20 protein-coding genes are annotated in these 20,527 nt (G+C 45.6%); 10 read left to right on the forward strand and 10 right to left on the reverse strand.

Annotation, left to right across the window (positions count from 1 at the left end; all coding sequences use genetic code 11):
* Positions 1–57: 57 nt before the first annotated feature.
* A complete protein-coding gene (locus H7708_RS08100) occupies positions 58–1,977 on the reverse strand; it encodes a DUF885 domain-containing protein (RefSeq protein ID WP_407929732.1) in 1,920 nt (639 codons plus the stop codon).
* Between the two features lie 143 nt (positions 1,978–2,120).
* Here H7708_RS08100 and H7708_RS08105 point away from each other — a divergent pair, with 143 nt between their 5' ends.
* Positions 2,121–2,606, forward strand: coding sequence for a YajQ family cyclic di-GMP-binding protein (locus H7708_RS08105; RefSeq protein ID WP_223670021.1), 486 nt, complete (start codon positions 2,121–2,123; stop codon positions 2,604–2,606).
* Positions 2,607–2,645: 39 nt separating this feature from the next.
* On the opposite strand, the gene H7708_RS08110 is transcribed toward H7708_RS08105, so the two are convergent.
* Together H7708_RS08110 and H7708_RS08115 are read right to left on the reverse strand one after the other, a co-directional pair.
* Positions 2,646–3,758, reverse strand: a complete 1,113-nt coding sequence (locus tag H7708_RS08110; protein WP_223670022.1) for a M10 family metallopeptidase domain-containing protein — start codon at positions 3,756–3,758, stop codon at positions 2,646–2,648.
* A 24-nt stretch (positions 3,759–3,782) separates the two neighbouring features.
* Complete coding sequence (locus tag H7708_RS08115) at positions 3,783–4,517, reverse strand: hypothetical protein (RefSeq protein ID WP_223670024.1); 735 nt, start codon at positions 4,515–4,517, stop codon at positions 3,783–3,785.
* 733 nt (positions 4,518–5,250) lie between these two features.
* Here H7708_RS08115 and H7708_RS08120 point away from each other — a divergent pair.
* From H7708_RS08120 to H7708_RS08150, 7 genes are read left to right on the forward strand one after another with little or no spacing between them, the layout of a single operon-like run.
* The gene (locus H7708_RS08120; protein WP_223670026.1) at positions 5,251–5,667 is read left to right on the forward strand and encodes a RidA family protein; all 417 of its coding nucleotides are present in this window, start codon (positions 5,251–5,253) and stop codon (positions 5,665–5,667) included.
* A gap of 18 nt (positions 5,668–5,685) precedes the next feature.
* Entirely contained in the window at positions 5,686–6,228 is a 543-nt protein-coding gene (locus tag H7708_RS08125) for a 3-hydroxyanthranilate 3,4-dioxygenase (RefSeq protein WP_223670028.1), read from the forward strand.
* Between the two features lie 5 nt (positions 6,229–6,233).
* Positions 6,234–7,253 (forward strand): amidohydrolase family protein, encoded by a 1,020-nt coding sequence (locus H7708_RS08130; protein WP_223670030.1) that lies wholly within the window; start codon positions 6,234–6,236, stop codon positions 7,251–7,253.
* Entirely contained in the window at positions 7,250–8,089 is an 840-nt protein-coding gene (locus H7708_RS08135) for a cyclase family protein (RefSeq protein WP_223670032.1), read from the forward strand. Before H7708_RS08130 ends, H7708_RS08135 begins: the two co-directional genes overlap by 4 nt.
* A 15-nt stretch (positions 8,090–8,104) precedes the next feature.
* Complete coding sequence (gene kynU, locus H7708_RS08140; RefSeq protein WP_223670033.1) at positions 8,105–9,394, forward strand: kynureninase; 1,290 nt, start codon at positions 8,105–8,107, stop codon at positions 9,392–9,394.
* Complete coding sequence (locus H7708_RS08145; protein WP_223670035.1) at positions 9,391–10,764, forward strand: FAD-dependent oxidoreductase; 1,374 nt, start codon at positions 9,391–9,393, stop codon at positions 10,762–10,764. The genes kynU and H7708_RS08145 overlap by 4 nt, the downstream gene beginning before the upstream one ends.
* Positions 10,761–11,792 (forward strand): M20/M25/M40 family metallo-hydrolase, encoded by a 1,032-nt coding sequence (locus H7708_RS08150; RefSeq protein WP_223670036.1) that lies wholly within the window; start codon positions 10,761–10,763, stop codon positions 11,790–11,792. The genes H7708_RS08145 and H7708_RS08150 overlap by 4 nt, the downstream gene beginning before the upstream one ends.
* A 6-nt stretch (positions 11,793–11,798) precedes the next feature.
* Here H7708_RS08150 and H7708_RS08155 read toward each other — a convergent pair whose 3' ends face one another.
* Positions 11,799–12,227 (reverse strand): HIT domain-containing protein, encoded by a 429-nt coding sequence (locus tag H7708_RS08155; protein ID WP_223670038.1) that lies wholly within the window; start codon positions 12,225–12,227, stop codon positions 11,799–11,801.
* Positions 12,217–14,526 (reverse strand): penicillin-binding protein 1B, encoded by a 2,310-nt coding sequence (mrcB, locus tag H7708_RS08160; RefSeq protein WP_223670040.1) that lies wholly within the window; start codon positions 14,524–14,526, stop codon positions 12,217–12,219. The genes H7708_RS08155 and mrcB overlap by 11 nt, the downstream gene beginning before the upstream one ends.
* Positions 14,527–14,615: 89 nt before the next feature.
* On the opposite strand from mrcB, the gene thpR reads away from it, so the two are divergent.
* Positions 14,616–15,173 (forward strand): RNA 2',3'-cyclic phosphodiesterase, encoded by a 558-nt coding sequence (gene thpR / locus H7708_RS08165; RefSeq protein ID WP_223670042.1) that lies wholly within the window; start codon positions 14,616–14,618, stop codon positions 15,171–15,173.
* Between the two features lie 49 nt (positions 15,174–15,222).
* Here the strand turns inward: thpR and pepB are convergent, their stop codons facing one another.
* The 3 genes from pepB to H7708_RS08180 all read right to left on the reverse strand — a co-directional run bounded on the left by pepB (position 15,223) and on the right by H7708_RS08180 (position 17,954).
* The gene (pepB, locus tag H7708_RS08170; RefSeq protein WP_223670044.1) at positions 15,223–16,494 is read right to left on the reverse strand and encodes an aminopeptidase PepB; all 1,272 of its coding nucleotides are present in this window, start codon (positions 16,492–16,494) and stop codon (positions 15,223–15,225) included.
* A 36-nt stretch (positions 16,495–16,530) separates the two neighbouring features.
* Positions 16,531–17,112 carry a GTP cyclohydrolase II gene (ribA, locus tag H7708_RS08175; RefSeq protein ID WP_223670046.1) on the reverse strand — a complete coding sequence of 194 codons (582 nt, stop codon included), beginning with the start codon at positions 17,110–17,112 and terminating at the stop codon, positions 16,531–16,533.
* A gap of 107 nt (positions 17,113–17,219) precedes the next feature.
* Positions 17,220–17,954, reverse strand: coding sequence for an alpha/beta hydrolase (locus H7708_RS08180; RefSeq protein ID WP_223670047.1), 735 nt, complete (start codon positions 17,952–17,954; stop codon positions 17,220–17,222).
* A 216-nt stretch (positions 17,955–18,170) separates the two neighbouring features.
* On the opposite strand from H7708_RS08180, the gene H7708_RS08185 reads away from it, so the two are divergent.
* Positions 18,171–18,500: a Rieske (2Fe-2S) protein gene (locus tag H7708_RS08185; protein ID WP_223670049.1), complete on the forward strand. Its 330-nt coding sequence runs from the start codon at positions 18,171–18,173 to the stop codon at positions 18,498–18,500.
* A 71-nt stretch (positions 18,501–18,571) separates the two neighbouring features.
* On the opposite strand, the gene H7708_RS08190 is transcribed toward H7708_RS08185, so the two are convergent.
* Entirely contained in the window at positions 18,572–19,564 is a 993-nt protein-coding gene (locus H7708_RS08190) for a hypothetical protein (RefSeq protein ID WP_223670050.1), read from the reverse strand.
* Between the two features lie 48 nt (positions 19,565–19,612).
* Positions 19,613–20,461, reverse strand: a complete 849-nt coding sequence (locus H7708_RS08195) for a hypothetical protein (RefSeq protein WP_223670052.1) — start codon at positions 20,459–20,461, stop codon at positions 19,613–19,615.
* Positions 20,462–20,527 lie beyond the last annotated feature (66 nt).

Raw genomic sequence — 20,527 nt, forward strand, 5'->3', positions numbered from 1 at the left:
CAGGGCCATCTCCATAAACAAGCCTCGCTTAGGCGAGGCTTGTTTGTCTTTAACAGTTTATTTTTTATTCTCTATCCAGTTTGCAATTTTCTCATTCAAGACAGACATTGGCACAGCCCCACCTAGAAGGACCAGATCATGAAACTCTTTAATATTGAATTTCTCTCCCAGTGCTTCTTTTGCTTTCGCACGCTGTTTAACAATATTCAGCATACCGAGTTTATAGCCCAGAGCCTGACCCGGCCAAGCCATGTATCGCTCAATTTCTGAGACTACATCAGAATGAGCCGTTCCCGTGGTACTTTCCATATAATCGATCGCTTCCTCACGAGTCCATTTTTTATGATGAAGACCGGTATCCACCACCAGACGAACCGCACGAAATAGTTCCGCTTTCAAACGCCCCAGATCTCCATACGGGTCATCCTCATACATGCCCATCTCCCAGGCTACTAGCTCGGAATATAGTGCCCAGCCTTCAACATAAGCGTTATAAGGTGCGATACGGCGCAACATTGGCAAGCTTTCCTGCGCCATGTTTAAGGCAATCTGCCAATGATGTCCAGGGTTGGCTTCGTGATAGGTTAAGGTTTTTAGATCAAATTTAGCATTCGCTTTCATGTCACGTAAATTGATCCAGTAGATGCCAGGCTCAGAGCCATCCAACGGTGGTGGTGTATATTGTCCTCCAGGCGCACCGTCCTGACGCTCAATCGGAATCCGCCGAATTTCCACCTCATAAGGAGGTATCGTAGCAAACTGTGTCGGCATCACTTTATTGATGTCATCAAGCATGCCATTTAAGTCATTGAGTAACTTCTGGCGGCCTTCATCAGAATCTTCATAGATGAAACGGTCTTCTTCATTTAACGCCGCCATTCGCTCGCCCACGGAGCCCTTTTCATAACCTTCAGACTTTAAAATGGCATCCATTTCGTCCGTGATTCTTGCTACCTCATCAAGTCCTATCTGATGCACTTCTTCCGGAGTCAGATCGGTATCACCTAATTGACGTACAGCATCACGATAAAACTCTGCACCATTTGGTTGAACCCATATTCCTGACTCTTCTGGTGCTTTATCCAGCAAACCTTCCATTGTTTTGGCGAGCGTTTTATAGGCAGGATAAACCGTCGTTTTGGTCAGGCTAACGGCGTCTGAGACCATGGCTTGTTTTTGCTTGGCTGGTAACTCCAACGTCTCAAGTTTATCTCTTAGATTGTTCACTAAGGCATGCTGCTCTGGCTCAGCTTTAACAAAGCCATATAAGAAATTCAGAGCACCTTTGATAATAATTTTAGGAGGGATCCAACCCTGCTTTGCATCCGCTTTAACCTTCTCGTCCACGCTGTTAATCAAGTCACCAAACTGTTCGAGTCGGGCAAGATAGTCTTGAGCATTTTGTGCCGTTTTTATCGGGTGATTATTTTGCAACAAATTTGGCACATCAATCGCTGGCCCATTAATCTGACTAACGATAAAGGGAGTATGGCCCATCCAAAGATCGATATAGCCAATGTCAAAGTTAGGCTCCCCTGAATAATAACGCGTCAGATTAGCAACCACCTTACGGTTTTCTTCACCCTGCACACTATCCGCTTTAAGCCCCTGCAGTGTTTTTGAGTAAGTTCTAAGCTCTTCTCTCAGCGCAGCTTCGCTCTCAGGGGAAAATTCGGGAAGCCTATCCTGATAATATCCTCCTGCCATGTCTTCGCTGACACCATACATGGACGCATTCATTGGTCGTGCTTTAAACAAGGCAGTTGTAGCCTGTTCGAATACCGCTTCAGGTTTTATCGCAGCCGTTTTATCCGCCTGCTTCTCAGGCTGGCTAACAGCCTCGTCTTGCGATGTTTCTTGAGTCTGTTGTTCTTGTGTTTGCTCTTCCTGCTCGCAACCTGTGGTTAATAATGCGGTAGCAACCAGCAAGCTTGTAAGGGTTGCAGGAACCCCTTGAATGCGTTTAGACATAGACATTGACACCTAGTTAGTAAATATTCAGTCTACCGATTATTAACAATTCAAACGCAAATGTCACATCCAGAAAAGCCAAGTGACTAGCGCAGTGGCTTTTTTTGCCTATAATGCAGCTATGATCTTCAATTTTGAGAATTCGAACTATGCCATCTTTTGATATTGTGTCCGAAGTGGACAAACATGAAATTACCAATACGGTAGATAATGCGAACCGCGAATTAAGTACACGCTTTGATTTTCGTGGTGTCGAAGCCAGCTTTGAACAGTCAGGCGATACCGTCAAAGTAACGGCCGAAGCAGACTTCCAAGTCGATCAAATGATTGATATTTTCTACCGTTGCTGCACTAAACGTAGTATTGACGTTAATGCCTTAGACATCACCGACGAAGCTACACATTCCGGTAAAACCTTTTATAAAACGATAACGTTTAAACAGGGGATTGATAAAGAAACGGCCAAAAAGCTGGTTAAGTTGATTAAGGAAACCAAGCTGAAAGTACAAGCTTCCATTCAGGGTGAACAGGTTCGTGTCACTGGTAAGAAACGCGATGATCTGCAAACCGCTATGGGAACTGTACGTCAGGCAGAGTTAGGCCAGCCATTTCAGTTTAATAACTTTCGAGATTAAAAAAAGCCCTGCACAGCAGGGCTTAACTTTTATTGGCTATTAGTAAGTACGGATTGGAATATAGGTTGCGTTATTGTTTTCTTCTTTTTCCGCAAGGCTCTTATTCGGATCCATAATCGCACCCAACCAATAATTTTGCCCAACGTTAAGGCTCGACGGGATCGTCACCGTACGCGTGGCCGTATACACGCTACCTTCAGGATTCAAGGTAAATGCGGTAGACGCGATCAAAGTATCATAGGTTGTAATCAAACTATTGGTCGATACCACATAATGGATCGTTGGATACTGTGATGACTCACCACTATTCTCGTAAGTGAACTCTGCTCGTACCGTTTGACCTGGGTACACATAGTAGCGGCGCTCACCATTCACCGTGTTGTAAGACAGCTCATAGCCCGATGTATTGTACAGTTTGGTTCGAATATGAGAACTGTAGGCACCGCGGGCACCATTGTACTTCCAGTGAACGACACCAACGTCCTGCACATTGCTGGACGAATTATTACCGTATAGCTGACGTAATGCATAGTTAGCATCTTCGCCCAGGTAAGCCAGAGCATAAACGTAATTACGATGGATATGATCCCAGTCCTGTCCCATAATGCTGTAACGACCATTCTCATGACCTAAACCGGCACCATGACCAAATTCATGCAGTGCTGTTGTCTTGAAAGGTCTTGAAGAACCACCGTAAGGGAACAGATTAGTTGCGTTACCGCGAATACCATATTCCACGTTAGGGGTATAGTTAACCGTGTTTTTGAACACAATATCAGACTCAGTAATTTTATGTTTCCAGCCAAACGACCAATAACACGACTTCCAGGTATAGGCCACGGCTGGTGCTCCTAAATCACTGGTCCACCACACCTCATTCTCACCATTACCCATGCCGACAGAAGCTTCATCGTATTGCATTGAGAAACGGATATTACTCGCATTCTTATTAAACTGAGTAATCACATGACCCAGCGCCTTTCTGTAATCGTTACCCGATGGAAAACCAACCGCACTCGCACGATAGGTTACGTTGTTACTGTGCCACTTTTTATAAACCCCATTACAAGAGTCATCAAGCGACGCCGCTGTCGCGTCATTCGTAAAAGCAGCAACGACACACATTGCCGATAATAAGATTAATTTTTTCATAAGACTTTCTCCCTAAAATCTGAATTACTGAACGTCCTGTTCAATGATTGTCTTTTCTTTTTTCGCTCGTGGCGGAAGCTTTGGTGCTGGCATAGCCATCATCGCCGCAGCATGAAAATCCTGCGACATATCTGCACTACGCAAAGTTTTCGCTGATTTTCCTTTCATCAGCGTAACGACTTTTCTCTTAAAGGCTTTAAGAGACATACTTTGCTTTGGCTGACGTACCGGCTTACGCGCCTGACTTTGGCTCTCACCAACAGCTTCAACCATAGGTTGTGGTTGTTTGCCTTTGCCAACGGCTAAAGCTTTCCCAGTATGATCAAACACCTGATCGTTCTTCACTCGAAACAAACCATTCGAGCACTGAACCAGAGGGCATTGACCATCATCTTTCTGGCTTAAAAACACAATATCTCGCGAACCTTTTACAAACTCAGGAACGTTCGAGACCTCGAGCGTTTTATAGTGCTTTTCGCTGATTTTCTTTACTCCGCCAATAAAACGTAAGGTTACCTCGCGTCCGGCATTGCCCGAACCGAAATCATCTTCGATACGGTATGTCACAAAAGTGTGGGGGATACCTTCTACCGAGTCCTTATAGTCAATACCGACAACCTCACCTTGAAATGCAGCTGAAGCTTGTTTGCTGATGTTGGCAAGATCAGTTGAATCATTGATAGATGCTATGGTGGATAATGAAGTCGCTGACAGTCCAGCAAAAGCAGCTGCCAACCATAATTGTTTATTCCTTTTCATAAATATAACTCCTTCTTTAGTGAAGCCTACGTCATGTAAGCAACTACCAGCTTATAGAGGACTCTTACGATTACAAGACACTCATTTGTTTTCTTATAAATAAAATCAATGAGTTATTGTTTATATTCACACCATTTTCAGAAAAATCATCATCGACATTAAGAGATAGCTTACACCCGATGGCCCCGACACTCTTACCTTCGGCTATTATTCACCGCTGTCTTCCTAACGTGCCTGCAACCTTGAATAAGTCCCATGTTTCAGCTATAAATACCGCATGCACTATTTCCCACACCAAAAAACATCCGGGTTTATCTTCGCCAATCAGGGCGGATGCAAATGGATCCTGGATTGAAACCTCTTTCCTTATAGCGCTAATTTCTGCGCTTTGGCGTTTGCACGCGCCTGTAATACTCAGGCCTGTTGCTCATTCATAAAACGCCTCTGTTGTGTATAAAATGTCGTCAATCGCGGCGGAAGATGTTAAGATTTAGTCATTCTAAATCAACAACTTACAACAAAGAGTGACAACATTTTAAACACAACCCAAAGGGCTGAGGCTATTTTCGCCCAGCAGAGATATTTTATGAATGATCAACAGACCGTAATATTTTCTTTAGATTCGTTTATAAAACATACAGCCGTTTGATTAGGATTTTGTCATAGAACTAAATCCGTATATACAACGAAGAGCTTTAGCAAACGGTTAAAAAGTCAAATGCTTGAGGAATTTATGTCAGAAAAAATTGTATCCAGCAAAGCCCCTGAGCCTGTCGGTCTTTATCCCCACGCACGCCGCGTCGGCAACCTGCTATTTTTATCAGGCGTCGGTCCACGCCAGAAAGGGAGCAAAGACATTCCCGGCGTAACACTGGATGATAATGGCAATATTATCGATTATTGTATTGAAACCCAGTGTCGTAGCGTCTTTGATAATATTCGATGGATTCTGGAAGAGTCGGGCTCCAGCTGGGAGCAACTGGTCGATGTCCAGGTGTTCTTGACCAACATGAAAGATGACTTTAAGACCTATAATAAAGTTTACGCTGAGTATTTCGCCGACAACCAGCCCTGCCGTACCACCATTGAGATCAGCTCGCTACCGACACCGATAGCAATTGAGCTGAAGTGTATCGCGACCATTGAATAGGATAACCGGAGGATAGTCATGAGTGAATCAACAGCAAAGCCAGTAGCTCCTTTTAATTTCCAACAATGGATTGATGAACACCGTCATCTATTGCAACCGCCGGTGTGTAACAAACAGGTATTTGAGCAGGATGACTTTATTGTGATGGTCGTTGGTGGGCCTAACGGACGTCGAGATTTTCATTACGATGAAGGGCCAGAATTTTTCTACCAACTGGAAGGTGAGATGGAACTTCGAACCATTCAGGATGGCAAGCGCGTCGACTATCCGATTAAAGCTGGCGAGATCTTCTTATTACCTCCCCAAGTGCCGCACTCCCCGGTTCGCTTTGCAAACTCCATTGGCCTTGTGGTCGAGCGTAAACGCTTGCCCCATGAAAAAGATGGCCTGATGTGGTTTTGCGAAAACTGTGATAACAAATTGTATGAAGAATATTTTCCATTAACCAATGTGGAAAAAGACTTCCTCCCCGTTTTCGAGCGCTTTTTAGAGAGCGAAGCACACAGAACCTGTGATCAATGCGGCACTGTCATGCCAAAAGAAAATAAATTGGATCTATAACGTTTATGAACCCACTTAAAATTGATATTCACACTCACATACTGCCGGAAAACTGGCCTGACTTGAAAGAAAGATATGGCTACGGTGGCTTTGTACAACTCGATCACCATAAATGTGGCTGTGCACGCATGATAGTTGACGGTAAGTTCTTTAGGGAGATTGAGGAGAACTGCTGGTCACCGGAAGTACGTATGAAAGACTGTGACCACCACGGTGTTCATGTGCAAGTGTTATCGACGGTGCCCATCATGTTTAACTACTGGGCAAAAGCCGAAGATACTCACGACCTGTCACGTTTCCTCAATGACCATATTGCAGGCATTGTCGAAAAGTACCCGAAACGTTTTATTGGTCTCGGCACGTTACCGATGCAGGCTCCCGATCTAGCGGTTAAAGAGCTGGAGCGCTGTGTCAAAGAAATAGGTCTGGCCGGTGTGCAGATTGGCTCGCATGTCAATGGCTGGAACTTAAATGCACCTGAGCTTGAAGAGTTCTTTGCCGCGGCCGAAGAGCTGGATGCAGCGGTCTTTGTTCACCCGTGGGACATGGTCGGTAAGGAAAAAATGCAAAAGTACTGGATGCCCTGGTTAGTGGGCATGCCAGCCGAAACATCGCTGGCCATTAACTCTATGATTTTTGGCGGCGTTCTGGAGCGTCACCCGAATCTGCGCGTGGCTTTTGCTCACGGTGGCGGTAGCTTCCCAGCAACCATTGGCCGAATCGAGCATGCTTACAATGTTCGCCCTGACTTGATGGCGGTCGACAATCCGCATAATCCACGCAAATATCTCGACCAAATTTACCTTGATACTCTGGTTCATGACCAGGGCATGTTGGACTATATCGTCAACCTGATGGGTCCAGAAAAATTAGCTCTAGGTACTGACTACCCTTTCCCTCTGGGAGAACTGGAACCAGGCAAGCTTATCCAGTCGATGAATTATGAGCGTTCGGTAGAAGATCGCTTACTGCATGGCACGGCATTAGAGTGGCTGAAACTGAATAAGCAGGACTTTATGCCATGAGCACCTTTGTCGAGTTCGATGGCCACACCTACCAGCTGGAGCTGTCGCAAGCCAGCTCCATCGCCATACCGCTAGCGTTTGACAAAGCTCAGCCAAATCACTTTGGTGCTAACCAGGCGAAAAAAGAAATCCTACAGGGCGATGGTTTTATTGGCGATACCAGCAAGGGCGGCAGTTGCAATGTCAGTAGCATTGAAATGGTGCCGCACTGTAATGGTACTCACACCGAGACCGTGCATCATATTATTGATGAGCTGGTTCCGGTGGGCAATGCTCTGACCAGCTCACTAACAAGCTGTTATGTCCTGTCAGTGACGCCGCAACGCGCCAGCGACACCAATGAACACTACCGCCCCAATCGTGAAGATAATGATCTTCTAATTACGCGACAAGCGTTAGAGCAGGAATTATCGAGCCAGGATCTGGATTTGATGGGTGCTGTCGCTATTCGTACGCTACCCAACACTCGAGACAAGCGTAGCCGCGTTTATGGGGAGTCGGAGCAGCCGCCCTTTTTCTCGACTGAAGCTATTGAGTGGTTAAGCCAGTCAAATATTCACCACCTGTTAGTCGACTTCCCGTCGATCGATAAAATGTTCGACGAAGGCCAGCTGCATAACCATCACACCTTTTGGAATGTCCCTCACGGCACACACCAACTGACAGACACCACACTAATCCATCGCACGATTACCGAAATGGTCTTCGTTGACGATGATATTACCGATGGACTCTATTGGCTCAACTTGCAACTGCCGCACTTTCAGCTGGACGCCGCGCCGAGTCGCCCGGTGTTATACCCGTTAACTGACATCACTGAAGCCAGCGATGTCTGAGTTTGGAATACAAAAATGAGTACTATTTTCAGTTTAGATTATGCCAAAAACCTGGACAGCCAGGATCCTTTAAAGGCCATTCGTGATGAATTTGCTATCCCCAAACAAAGCAATGGCGATGACGAAATTTATCTGTGTGGTAACTCTCTTGGTTTACAACCGAAATTAGCAGCTGAGTACGTTAATGATGAATTAACACAGTGGCGTAAGCTTGGAGTGAAAGGACACTTTTCCGGCGACTACCCCTGGATGCCGTATCATGAATTTTTGAGTCAGGGTTTTGCCGATCTGGTTGGTGCTAAAACCTCTGAAGTAGTGAGCATGAATACACTAACCGCTAACCTGCACTTCATGATGGTTAGCTTTTATCGCCCGACACCAACTCGCCATAAAATTATCATTGAGGATCATGCCTTCCCTTCCGATCACTATGCGGTGGAGTCGCAAATAAAGTACCACGGCTTCGACCCGACAGAGAGCATGATTTTACTCAAACCTCGCGACGGTGAAGAAATCCTGCGTGATAACGATATTTTGCAGGCGATCCAAGAGCACGGTGACTCAACAGCCTTAATCCTGCTACCCGGAGTACAATATTACACGGGACAGGTTCTGGATATGGAAGCGATCACCAAAGCCGGACACGCCAAAGGCTGTTATGTCGGATTCGATCTGGCTCACGCTGCCGGGAATATCCCAATGAAACTCCATCAATGGGGACCGGACTTTGCCGCCTGGTGTACTTATAAATACCTTAACTCAGGCCCAGGCTCTGTTGCCGGCTGTTTTGTGCATGAACGTCATCACAAAGATAAAGCTCTTCCTCGCTTTGCCGGCTGGTGGGGTCATGACAAAGAGTCACGCTTTAAAATGGAAAACAGTTTTGTGCCGACGGAAAGTGCCGAAGCCTGGCAACTATCCAATCCGCCAATCTTATCGCTGGCAGCCATTCGCGGCTCACTGGATACGGTAGCTAAAGCAGGCGGCATCGAAAAGTTACGTGAGAAGTCGCTGAAACTAACCGCCTATCTGCGTCAGTTATTGGAAACAGAACTGTCTGAAGAAGTCAATATTCTGACACCTAAGTTAGAAAAAGCGTCGGGCGCCCAGCTGTCACTGACTATTAACTTGCACGGTACTGACGGTAAAACGATCTTTGATGCCATCGAAGCGGCTGGCGTTACCTGTGACTTCCGTTACCCCAACGTGATACGGGTTGCGCCCGTGCCGCAATACAACTCGTTTGAAGACTGTTACCGTTTCGTCGACATCCTAAAACAAGCGATTGAGGGAGCAAAAGCATGAGCGATAAAAATCATATCACCTTAATCGGTGCTGGCCTGGTTGGCTCGTTGATGAGCATTTATCTCGGTCAACGCGGCTACCGGGTTAATGTCTATGAAAAGTTACCGGACATTAGAAACACCTCTATTCCAGCAGGCCGCTCGATCAATTTAGCCCTGGCTAATCGAGGTATTCGTGCACTGGAACAGGTCGGTATTATTGACAAGGTTAACGAGCTATTAATTCCAATGAAAGGTCGCATGCTGCATGATGTTGCAGGGAAACTCACGCTGCAACCGTATGGGCGTAAACCAGAAGAAGTCATCTACTCGGTATCACGGGCAGGGCTTGTGAGCTTACTGCGTGATGAGGCGGAGGCAACTGGTAACGTTACCTTCCACTTTGAGCAAGAGCTGACGGATATCAGCCCTGATAATAAAACTGTCAGTATCCAAAATGAGAAAACCAACGAAGAAGAGACGCTGGAATACGATATCCTATTAGGTGCTGACGGGGCTGGCTCACAAACCCGACAGACGCTGGAAAGACTCGGTGTCGATGGTTTCTCTTCAGAGCTACTGAAACACTCCTATAAAGAATTAACCATTCCTGCTGGAGATAGCAAAACACCATTCCAAATCGAAAAAGAGGCGTTGCACATCTGGCCTCGTGGCGGCTATATGTTAATCGCATTACCTAATCTGGACGGCTCCTTTACCGTTACTCTGTTTATGCCGAACGAGGGGCCGGTAAGCTTCGACGCTTTTGACAGCAAAGAAGCAGTTGAGGCCTTTTTTCAGGAACAGTTTTCCGACGTTCTGGAGCTCATCCCCAATCTGGCAGACGATTACTTTAACAATCCGACCGGGATATTGGGCACGGTTCGCTCCAAGCACTGGAGCTACAAGGATATCCTCCTCTTTGGCGATGCCTCTCACGCCATCGTGCCGTTCCATGGTCAGGGCATGAATTGTGGTTTTGAAGACTGTTCTGAATTACACCGTCTGCTCAACAAACACTCGGATGACTGGTCAGCTGTTATGCCAGAGTTTGAGGCGGTGAGAAAGGAGAATGCCAATGCCATCGCCGACATGGCCTTAGAGAATTATGTCGAGATGCGTGATTCGGTGCGTGACCCGAAGTTTCAACTGAAAAAACAGATTGCCTTTAAACTGGAAGAACTCTACCCGACAACCTTTATCCCGCGTTACTCCATGGTGATGTTCCACCATATGCCGTATGCAGAGGCTTACCGACGTGGTAAAGTTCAAAACGATATCCTGAACCAACTAACAGAAGGCCATGATGAGATTGAGCATATTGACTGGAAACTTGCTCATGAGTTGGTTCAACAGAACCTGGAGCCTTTCTCAAAGGAGTTACTACATTGAAATATTTAATTAAAACGATACTGCTGCTAATAGGATTTTCGGTTCAAGCCGAAGCTGACGACAGTGAATCAAAGTCAAATATCCAGCAAGCTGAGCAATGGATGCACTACCTTGCTCATGATGATCGCCAGGGACGTCTTACCGGCAGCGAGGAAAGCAAAGCCGTTCAGCAATGGCTAATTAAACGTTTTAAAGAGATCGGTATCAAGCCCTTACCAGGACAGGAAGGTTATCTACAGCCATTCACGGCAACCAACCGTCAGGGTGAGCCACGCCAGGCGGCCAACGTGATTGGTTATATCCCCTGTCGCTGTGACAGTGAGCGCTTTTTTATGATCGGCGCGCATTATGATCATATTGGGACTAACTCCAAACTTGATGGTGACACCATCTTTAACGGCGCGGACGACGATGCCAGCGGCGTAGTTGCCTCGCTGGTGTTAGCTCAGGCGCTCCAACAATATGAAACGCTCCCATTCAATATCATCATCGCGGCCTGGGATGCGGAAGAAATGGGACTGCAAGGCTCTAAATATTTTGCTCAGAATCCGCTGATAGATTTAACGCAGATTGAAAGCGGCTTTATGTTTGAGTTAGTTGGCGTGCCACTAAAAGATAAGCTCAACAGCGCCTGGATGACGGGCGACAAGTACTCCAGTTTGTATCCATTACTGCAAAAACAGTTAGCGCAGCAGGGGTGGCAGCTGGATCCGGTTTTGGATCCTAAAATGGGCTTATTCTTCCGCTCCGATAACGCCCCTTTTGCCTTAATGGATGCCGATAGCGAGGTCATCAAGAAAGCGTTTGAAGGCAAAGAAAAAGCAAAAGTAACAGGCATCCCCATGCATGCCATTTCAGTCTGGCGCGGACAGAACCATTACCACCAGGTTCACGATGAAGCTGAGCTGATCGATATTCCCAACTTGGTTTCACTGGCAGAAGCACTGGCAGCGGCTCTGAGTAGCCTGCCCACCGATACCCAGATCGAATGGCACGACAACTCCCAGTTCAATTTTTCACGCCCGTAGTAATTATTATAACGCTTGGTAAGAAGGATGATGGCTCAGTACTTTATTGAGTCGAGTCATCATCGTCTTTAAGGTATGTTCCGAATACGGTTTTGCTGCCACTTTCCCCCACACAGGTCCCGGCCATGCCGCATCATTCTTAAAGCGGGCGACATGATGTACGTGTAGTTGAGGAACCATATTCCCCAATGCGGCCTGATTCATTTTATCGGCCGCGAACTCTTCACTCATTGCCTTCAACACAAAACTCGACTCTTCAGCCAGTAACCGCTGTTGTGGCTCCGATAACTCAAATATCTCGCTAATATCGGCCACCCTTGGTACCAAAATTAGCCAAGGATAATGCTTGTCATTCATCAGTAACACTTGTGACAGCTCAAAATTACCGATAACAACGCAGTCCTGCGACAATACCGGATCCAGTTTAAAAGCCAAGGATACCCTCCTCAGCCTCAGCCTGACAATTGGCCGTTTCTTCCGGAGCCGTACCTCGAATAAATGGAACCTCGATGGCATCACTACAACCATCCCCGGCGATAAAGCCAGTTTCAGGATCGACCAACTGCCACTCAATATTATCATCATATCCCAGCTTTAAAGATTCCGTGGGCACGCCATTAAAAATATCGGTAAAAACCGGTAACGCTGCCGATGAACCGGTAATGTTGGCTTCCTTATTGTCATCACGCCCCACCCAGACCACGGCCAAATGTTCGCCAGAGAAGCCGGCAAACCACGAATCTTTCAAATCATTGGTGGTACCGGTTTTGCCCGCAAAATTAGTAAACGGATTTTGCTTATGCAGATAGCGCGCAGTACCTTTTTCAACGACTAGCTGCATTCCCGCCTTGACTAGATAGGTATTGAGTTCAGAGGCAATGCGCTCCGAATCAATTGGGAAGCGCTCCAGTAAGGAGCCCTGGTTATCCGTGACTGCAGTAATCGCCGATGGTTTAATCTTGAGCCCGCCACTGGCCAGCGACTGATACAAGCCAGCCAACTCAATAGGCGTTAACTCCAATACTCCAAGCGGTAAAGCATCCAAAGCTCGCACTTCCTCTTCCACTCCGGCCTGTTCAATAAACTCAGCCACAGTATCGATACCGACTTCTTGTCCCAGCCGCGCCATGGCGATGTTATAGGACTTCATCAGAGCCACAAACAGCGGCACCTGCCCATGATAGCGGCGATCATAGTTACGCGGCTGCCACAGGGTGCCATCACGTTGCTTAATAGACAGCTCTTCATCACTCAGTATCGTCGCCAGATTATAATCTTCATTATTTTCAAGTGCGGCCAACACCACATACGGTTTAATCACTGAACCAATTTGGCGCTTTGCGTCAATGGCCCGGTTAAAGCCCGCTCGGCCAGCGTGTCGATCGCCTACTAACGCTAAAATATTACCCGTCTCGCTGGACGTAATAATGACCGCCGTCTGTAGTGAATCTTCCTCGATACCTTTTGAACGTTCTATACCATCCAGCGTACTCTGCACTTTTTCTTCGGTGTAGCGTTGCATCACCGGATCAAGCGTGGTGAAAATTCGTAAGCCTTCTGATTTTAACTCTGCTTCCGAATAGGACTTCTGTAACTGTCGACGCACCAGATCCATAAAAGCCGGTACGCGTGATAATTTCAATGACGGCTTACTCACCACCGATAAAGTGGTTTCACGCTGCTGCTTGTACTCCCGCTCCGTCAAATGCTTCTGATCATACATAATCTTCAGCACCTGATTACGACGCTGTAACGCGGCTTCCTTATTGCGACGCGGGTTATAGCCGGTTGGACTTTTCAACATACCTACCAATAACGCCGACTGAGCCGGAGTCAGATCACGCGCCCGTTTATCAAAGAAATACTGGCTGGCAAGACCGACCCCATGAATCGCACGACCACCATCCTGACCAAAGTAAACTTCATTAAAATAGGCCTGAAGAATATCGTCTTTCTCATAACGAACCTCGAGGATCACCGACATAATGGCTTCTTTAAATTTACGCCATAAAGTCCGCTCATTGGTTAAGAAGTAGTTTTTAACCAACTGCTGAGTAATGGTACTGCCACCCTGGGCGCGTCCATCACTGGTGATGTTATGCCACACCGCACGAGCAACGGCTTTAACTGAAACACCGCTGTGCTGATAGAAATCTCGATCTTCTACTGCTAACAATGCCTGTTTTAAATGCTCAGGGATATTATCCAGATGCACCAGAATACGATCTTCCAGACGATTCGGGTGGAACTGACCGATCAATAAGGGATCCAGGCGTGCCATTTGCAAAGATTCGCCGGTATCTCGGTTCTTTAGATTAGCAATTCGCCCTGACTTAATACTGAATGAAACCGGTAATGGTTCCTGTAAGCTATCCCAAAACTGGAATTCACGGATGTAAATAAAAAACGAATTCTGATAATTCTCGTAATCACCCTGTCGCGTTGCTTTAACCACTTTACGATAACCCAGCAATTCCAGTTCCTGACGTAATCGCGTCGGCGTCATCGACTTACCGTTCGCCAGCTCGAGCGATTGCGCATAGACCCGTGCCGGTAGTTGCCAGCGATTTTCTTTAAACTTACTTTGGATGACCGAGTCTAAGTAAAGAGTAAAACCTGCAAACAATACGACAAAGATCAGGGCGAGCTTCCACAGCAGGGAGCGCCATTTTTTTCGACGAGCCAGTTTCGCTTTATTATTCTTACTGGTTTTCTTTCGAGGCTTTTTTGACATATTATCAGTACTATTCGTTTCAATGATGCCATCTTAACAAATTCAAACTAAATAATTATATGTCTTCTATTGCAAATTCTGGTAAAAAAATGGCAAGACTCTTCTTCGCTATTGAGTTACCACAGCCTCTGAAAAACCAGCTGGAACTACTACAGCAAACGAATCCAGTGTTTTTAGGTCGTGCGGTCAAAGTGCATAACTTCCACATTACCTTACAATTTCTGGGTGCCATCGCTCCAGATGATATCGATGATTTAATCGAAGCGATTCAAATCCCCAGCATAAAACCCTTCTCGGCCAGTATCGACCATTACGCCTATTACCCGAAAAATGAAATCGGTTGTGTGGAAATCGTTGAAGGCAAACAACAGCTGAGCGACTTAAAAGAACATATCAATCGTTGTCTGGCGAATGCTGGGCAACATTTTGCCAAAGACAGACACTCCTTTAAGCCACATGTCACCTTATTCAGAGACTGTCAGCCAGTCGCCGACATCGAGCGGTTGGTGGATCTTAACTTTGAAATTGATCATTTTTGCCTGATGCAGTCGCATCAAAATCACAAAGGGATCTATTATGAAGTTCTGGAAGAGTGGCCTACCTACGAACCCAGCATAAAAGAACAGCTTTTTGGGATTAAAGAATAATAAGGTCGAGCCTATGTCATTCCCGCACCAGCGGGAATGACAGGAAAAGTTAACTTCTCAACAGCTTAGCAGCAATGGTCCTAAAGCCTAACCCGGTACCGCCCGCCGACCACTTAGGCGTAGGGCTGTCGTTATAGGCCGATGCCAAGTCGATATGCAGCCAGCCCTTACCCTCGTTCGGCACAAAGCGAGACAGGAAGCCTGCAGCATTACTGGCGCCGCCAGGACCACCACCTTTCACCGCTTTGCTGTTCGCGGTATCGGCAAAATGCGAAGGACAGCGGTGGGCGTGGAAAGGCTCGAGTGGTAAAGGCCAGTGCTTTTCCTGCTCTTCCTGAGCAATATCTAAATACTCACTGCTGGCTTCCTGATCCAGAGCAAAGACTGCATTATAGTCACTACCCAAGGCCGTTACCGCAGCGCCGGTCAAAGTCGCGGCGTCAATAATTACGTCGGCACCCGACTCACCTGCCAATAACAGACCATCGGCCAGCACCACACGACCTTCAGCGTCGGTATTATGAATTTCAACGGTTAAGCCATTCGGATAGGTTAAAATATCGCCCAACTTATACGCATGACCGCTAATCAGGTTCTCGGCACAACATAAATACAGGTTAACGGGGTTCTCCAAGCCACGTAGAATGGCCAAACCTAAACCACCGGTCACTGTTGCCGCACCGCCCATATCGGCTTTCATATGCAACATACCAGCGCTCGGTTTAATACTGTAACCACCACTGTCAAAAGTAATGCCTTTACCCACTAGTGCCGCAGCAGGTTTGTCGCCATTGCCTTTCGGATCATATTTTAATTTTAATAGTGCTGGTGGACGCTTGGAACCGCGCCCCACTTCCCAGGTACCGATATGACCTTGTTGCTCCAGCTCCTCACCCGCCACAATCTCATAGCTGACATGATCAGGTGCCAGACTTTGTACAAATTGTGCTGCTTCTTGAGCTAGCACTTCTGGTGCCAGCACTTCAGGCGTTTCATTCACCATCGAACGCATCCAGCGGCTGACCTGAATACGCGCGTCTAATTCGCTACTCTCCGCTTCAGCCAGTTCGGCAAAATCGATCTGAACATCGACTTTCGGCTCATAAGCACCTTGAAAGAAACTCCACTGCTGTTCCAAAGACCAGTCACCTTTCAAAGCAAAAAACGATAGGCCCTGAGTAATCAGACGACGCGCAGCGACCTGCACTAATTCAGGATCTTGAGTATGAATGGTTACGCTATCATCTTTAAAACTTAACAGGGCGCCTTCGCCCCATTGTTCTGGCGCACTATCATTGGATAGATAAATATCTAAAGTCATAAGAATCCTTATTGATTTTGTATCGCCGGGGTGCGATTAGAATAAATGCCCCAGCTTTGATTGTTTGGTCGACAGATACATCGCATTATGTGGGTTCTGCCCAAACTTCAATGGCACACGCTCCACCACATCAATGCCAGCATCTTTCATTGAACTCACTTTGCGCGGATTATTAGTCATCAGGCGTATTTTTTTAATACCCAAAATATCCAGGGCATCAGAAGCCACCTTAAAGTCACGCTCATCGGCACCAAAACCAAGATGTTCGTTTGCCTGCACCGTATCCATACCTTGATCCTGCAGAGAGTAAGCACGAATTTTATTGGTCAGGCCAATACCGCGTCCCTCCTGGCGTAAATACAACAGCACACCAGAGCCTTGCTCGGCAATTTTTTCAAGCGCTGCCCGAAGCTGGAAACCACAATCGCAGCGTAAACTAAACAGGGCATCGCCTGTGAGGCACTCAGAATGAATACGAGCCAGCACAGGCTCCTCACCTTCCCAATCACCATACGTCATGGCAATATGCTCTTTACCATCATCAGTTTCGAGGGCGTGAATGACAAAATCTCCCCAAGGGGTGGGAAGCTTGGCCTGTAGGCTATCTTGTTGGTTCATTAGATCAGTTTTACCACTATCTGTCGGAAACCCCATCATTTTACACTAACTGTCAAATTAGCAACAGCCTGTATCCCAGTACCTCCTCCAATTAATTGAAAGAGGTACTAGACCGAACGGTTATTCTCGAGCAGCCTGGCGACAGTGACCCAGAATTCATGCCAGTCATCCGGTGTATCGGCATGCCCCGTCGAATAAATCCGGTGTTCGGCATCCTGTTTTGCCGCCAATAGCTTGGTTAAGGCATTGATAGGAACCGTTTTATCGGTTTTGCCATGAATCATATATGCCAGGCCATTGTAATCTTTCAAAGCAGAAACATTATCAAAAGGATCACGAACCAGAAAATGCGGCACCCAACGCTGGCGCGCTAAATCCGTCACACTGGCATAAGTCGACATCAACACTACGGCATAAGGATTTTTTTCTGACAGCACGCTTAACACTGCACCGCCACCCATCGAGCGGCCCAACAGTGATATATGCTTTGAATCCAATTGCGGATGCTGCTCAACCCATTCATAAGATTTCAGCATGCACTCCTTAATGGTGTCATAACTTGGCCGCCCGTCCGAACGACCATAACCCGGATACTCAACCAGCACTACGGCAAACCCCCGCTCACGAACATAATCTACCCGCTGCGCCCAGTCATCAATAATATTGCCATTGCCATGAGCCAACATAATAACCGGAGCTAACGCGCCAAATCGTTGACGCAAGGGGGGCATATAAGCCAGTTCAAACTCACCCTGCGAAAAAGGCAATCGAATCAACTCACCACCAGCTTGAGTAATCAGCTCGGCATTAGGTTCAGGTAACTCATGAGTTGGAAACAACATACGACGCTGTAAAATGTAAAAAAATAGAACATACAGCAAGTAACTTGCCGAAAGTCCAATTAGCCCCCAAATCACGATATGCATAATTCTTAAATATTGCGTCTATTTTTTATACTGTTAGAATTCTACCATTCTAACATCTTGTTACCGGTCTTTCGCCACAAAGCTGCCGATCGGTATGTTAAAATAAAAGTATTACTGAAATTGGGTTTTGATATGTCACATTTATGTTTGGTCACTGACATCAAAGACGGACAGGCAAAAGCATTCCCGCACCCTTCTGCTACAGAAGATCGCGACCTCATCATTGTCCGCCGTGGACTGAATGTTTATGGCTACGTCAACCGCTGCCCGCACGCCGGCACCAACCTCAATTGGCAGGAAGACGAATTCATGACCGATGATGAAAATTATCTGATGTGCTTTACTCACGGCGCGCTGTTCGAGCCCGACACTGGCAAATGCGTTGCCGGCCCCTGCGCTGGTGCTGGTTTAAGTGAAGTTAAGCTCGAAGTTGAAAACGGTAAAGTGTATTACTCGGGATAATTCTTTCTAATATCCACCCCGTAAGAGCTCATGATGTTAGATCAGAGCCTGAATAACTAACCACTTACAATTCAATAAGTTAGTAAGACCTTGAGTTCAGACTCATCAAGTTTATTTTTATTCAACAAACTTAGTATTTGCTTCCTACTCTCATCAATCTTATTCCATTTGGCTTTTCTATAATTTCTTTTATATAAATCCTTTAAACTACTATTAGACGGCAAACACTCCTTTCCCGTTCTAACTCTAATTGAGCAGCTTGCTGCCCACCCAATTCTTTCACTTAAAGTGATAGGGTAACATTGTGCACCTAAGTCACAGGCCGCTAAACGCCAAGCTGTACGGGGTTGCTTAACTAAAGCAGCTACACCTGTAAGCGCATATGGATTATTCGACTGAATTACCTCAATAATCAATTGACTTTTTTGCTCACTGTTAAGTTTATCTACAGACTGTATTAGCTCATCAACCATCCGCTCATTATCTCCATCACTGTTACTGGCGTTTTTCGCCAAAAGTAAAGTATCTACCACAGCAACAGGATAACCTTTATCAAATGATTCCTTTAACCAGCCTAGTTTCCCCTTAGGGTGCTCAAAAGCTTTTCTTGTCTGCTCATTAAAGTTATTACATCGTATTGTTAATTCTTGATAGACCCCTGTTATTATTGAGATATCTGAGTCAATCTCTTTCTTAAAGCCTTCAATTAATTCTGGGTAACAAACTTGGCTTACTTTATATAGAAGATATTGTGCCTCAGGCTCCCCTCTTTTAGCTTTTGGCAGCATTTCATTAGCTAATGAATAAAGATCATGGCTTTCATAAAACTGATATATAGCTGTTTTAGACCAGTCCGACTTATTAGCTGACTCGACTGTTGACTCTATATCCGTGTTACGGTGTTCTGCTTCCAGAGAGCTGGACTTTTTTTGTATAGTATTTGCTAATAATTTTTTATTACCCTCACTTCGCTTGCTATCAGCTCCTTTATAGAAATATAAAAAGCTACCTAACAGTAAAGTTAAGGCTGTAAATACCAAAATAATTGATATATTTCTTTTCATAATCATGAAGCTCTGGTGGGTAATATAATACCCACCATTACGAATAGTTTAGTATTGTCCTTCATCTTTTTTATCCTCTTGAGGTTCAACCGTTACATAGCCTCTATCCGTTGGACACTCACCATAGCAAACTATATCGCCATCTGGAATTTGGTAAGCTGTCCACCCACCGTCGTGCTGCCAACCTCCTCCTCCACTAGCAACTTGTTTAGTTCCATTAGTGGTTAAAATAGCAACTTCATCTCCATTCTTATCAACGACTATAATAATTGGTAAGTCTTGAATCCCTCTCAAAACATCTTTAAATATGGCTTTCACTGTATTCAAGCCTAAAATAGCCGTATCTCCATTTGCAAATGTTATCGTCAATGCATCATAGCTAGCCCCGGCAAAAGCATCATTTATATGAATATATGAAAGTACTGCTTGTTGTAAGAGGTCATAACCAGCATATTTATCTTCAAAGTCATTAAAACCTGTTACAGGCTGCACGCCATGATCCAACAAATCACTATACTCTAATTCTAAAGTTCCTTTTTCTGCTCCGGAGGCCAAAAAGTTCAAGTACTTATTGTATGAATATTCGTGTTCAATCAACGTCGAAATTATTTTAATCTCTTTATACTCATAATTATTATCAGGGTTCGGGCTCTTCATATAAAGTGCTTCAACAGTTTTTAACGTATTATTCCTCTTATTAAAAACTAACCAGTAAGTTCTCTCATTTGCAGGCATAAACTCTTTCACTGCATTTTTAAAATCAGCATTGGAATAACACTGATTACACTCTAAAGGAATAGCCGTCTCTTGGGTATTATTACCATATTGACCAGAGTATGCGATGCCTGAGAAGAGAGATAATGCTAATACGAACCCTATATAAATGATATGTTTCATTCTAATCGTCCTTAAAGTTATTAATTCTTGAAAAATATAAGCGCTAGCGAGTACTATACACCCAGC

It is taken from the genome of Kangiella shandongensis (assembly GCF_020005365.1).
In the GTDB taxonomy this organism is placed as follows: Bacteria; Pseudomonadota; Gammaproteobacteria; order Enterobacterales; family Kangiellaceae; genus Kangiella; species Kangiella shandongensis.

Bases quoted from the DNA above. Each gene is read 5' to 3' on its own strand.
- H7708_RS08100 (WP_407929732.1), bottom strand. From the start codon at position 1,977: ATGTCTATGTCTAAACGCATTCAAGGGGTTCCTGCAACCCTTACAAGC.
- H7708_RS08105 (WP_223670021.1), top strand. From the start codon at position 2,121: ATGCCATCTTTTGATATTGTGTCCGAAGTGGACAAACATGAAATTACC.
- H7708_RS08110 (WP_223670022.1), bottom strand. From the start codon at position 3,758: ATGAAAAAATTAATCTTATTATCGGCAATGTGTGTCGTTGCTGCTTTT.
- H7708_RS08115 (WP_223670024.1), bottom strand. From the start codon at position 4,517: ATGAAAAGGAATAAACAATTATGGTTGGCAGCTGCTTTTGCTGGACTG.
- H7708_RS08120 (WP_223670026.1), top strand. From the start codon at position 5,251: ATGTCAGAAAAAATTGTATCCAGCAAAGCCCCTGAGCCTGTCGGTCTT.
- H7708_RS08125 (WP_223670028.1), top strand. From the start codon at position 5,686: ATGAGTGAATCAACAGCAAAGCCAGTAGCTCCTTTTAATTTCCAACAA.
- H7708_RS08130 (WP_223670030.1), top strand. From the start codon at position 6,234: ATGAACCCACTTAAAATTGATATTCACACTCACATACTGCCGGAAAAC.
- H7708_RS08135 (WP_223670032.1), top strand. From the start codon at position 7,250: ATGAGCACCTTTGTCGAGTTCGATGGCCACACCTACCAGCTGGAGCTG.
- kynU (WP_223670033.1), top strand. From the start codon at position 8,105: ATGAGTACTATTTTCAGTTTAGATTATGCCAAAAACCTGGACAGCCAG.
- H7708_RS08145 (WP_223670035.1), top strand. From the start codon at position 9,391: ATGAGCGATAAAAATCATATCACCTTAATCGGTGCTGGCCTGGTTGGC.
- mrcB (WP_223670040.1), bottom strand. From the start codon at position 14,526: ATGTCAAAAAAGCCTCGAAAGAAAACCAGTAAGAATAATAAAGCGAAA.
- thpR (WP_223670042.1), top strand. From the start codon at position 14,616: ATGGCAAGACTCTTCTTCGCTATTGAGTTACCACAGCCTCTGAAAAAC.
- pepB (WP_223670044.1), bottom strand. From the start codon at position 16,494: ATGACTTTAGATATTTATCTATCCAATGATAGTGCGCCAGAACAATGG.
- ribA (WP_223670046.1), bottom strand. From the start codon at position 17,112: ATGAACCAACAAGATAGCCTACAGGCCAAGCTTCCCACCCCTTGGGGA.
- H7708_RS08180 (WP_223670047.1), bottom strand. From the start codon at position 17,954: ATGTTGTTTCCAACTCATGAGTTACCTGAACCTAATGCCGAGCTGATT.
- H7708_RS08185 (WP_223670049.1), top strand. From the start codon at position 18,171: ATGTCACATTTATGTTTGGTCACTGACATCAAAGACGGACAGGCAAAA.
- H7708_RS08190 (WP_223670050.1), bottom strand. From the start codon at position 19,564: ATGAAAAGAAATATATCAATTATTTTGGTATTTACAGCCTTAACTTTA.
- H7708_RS08195 (WP_223670052.1), bottom strand. From the start codon at position 20,461: ATGAAACATATCATTTATATAGGGTTCGTATTAGCATTATCTCTCTTC.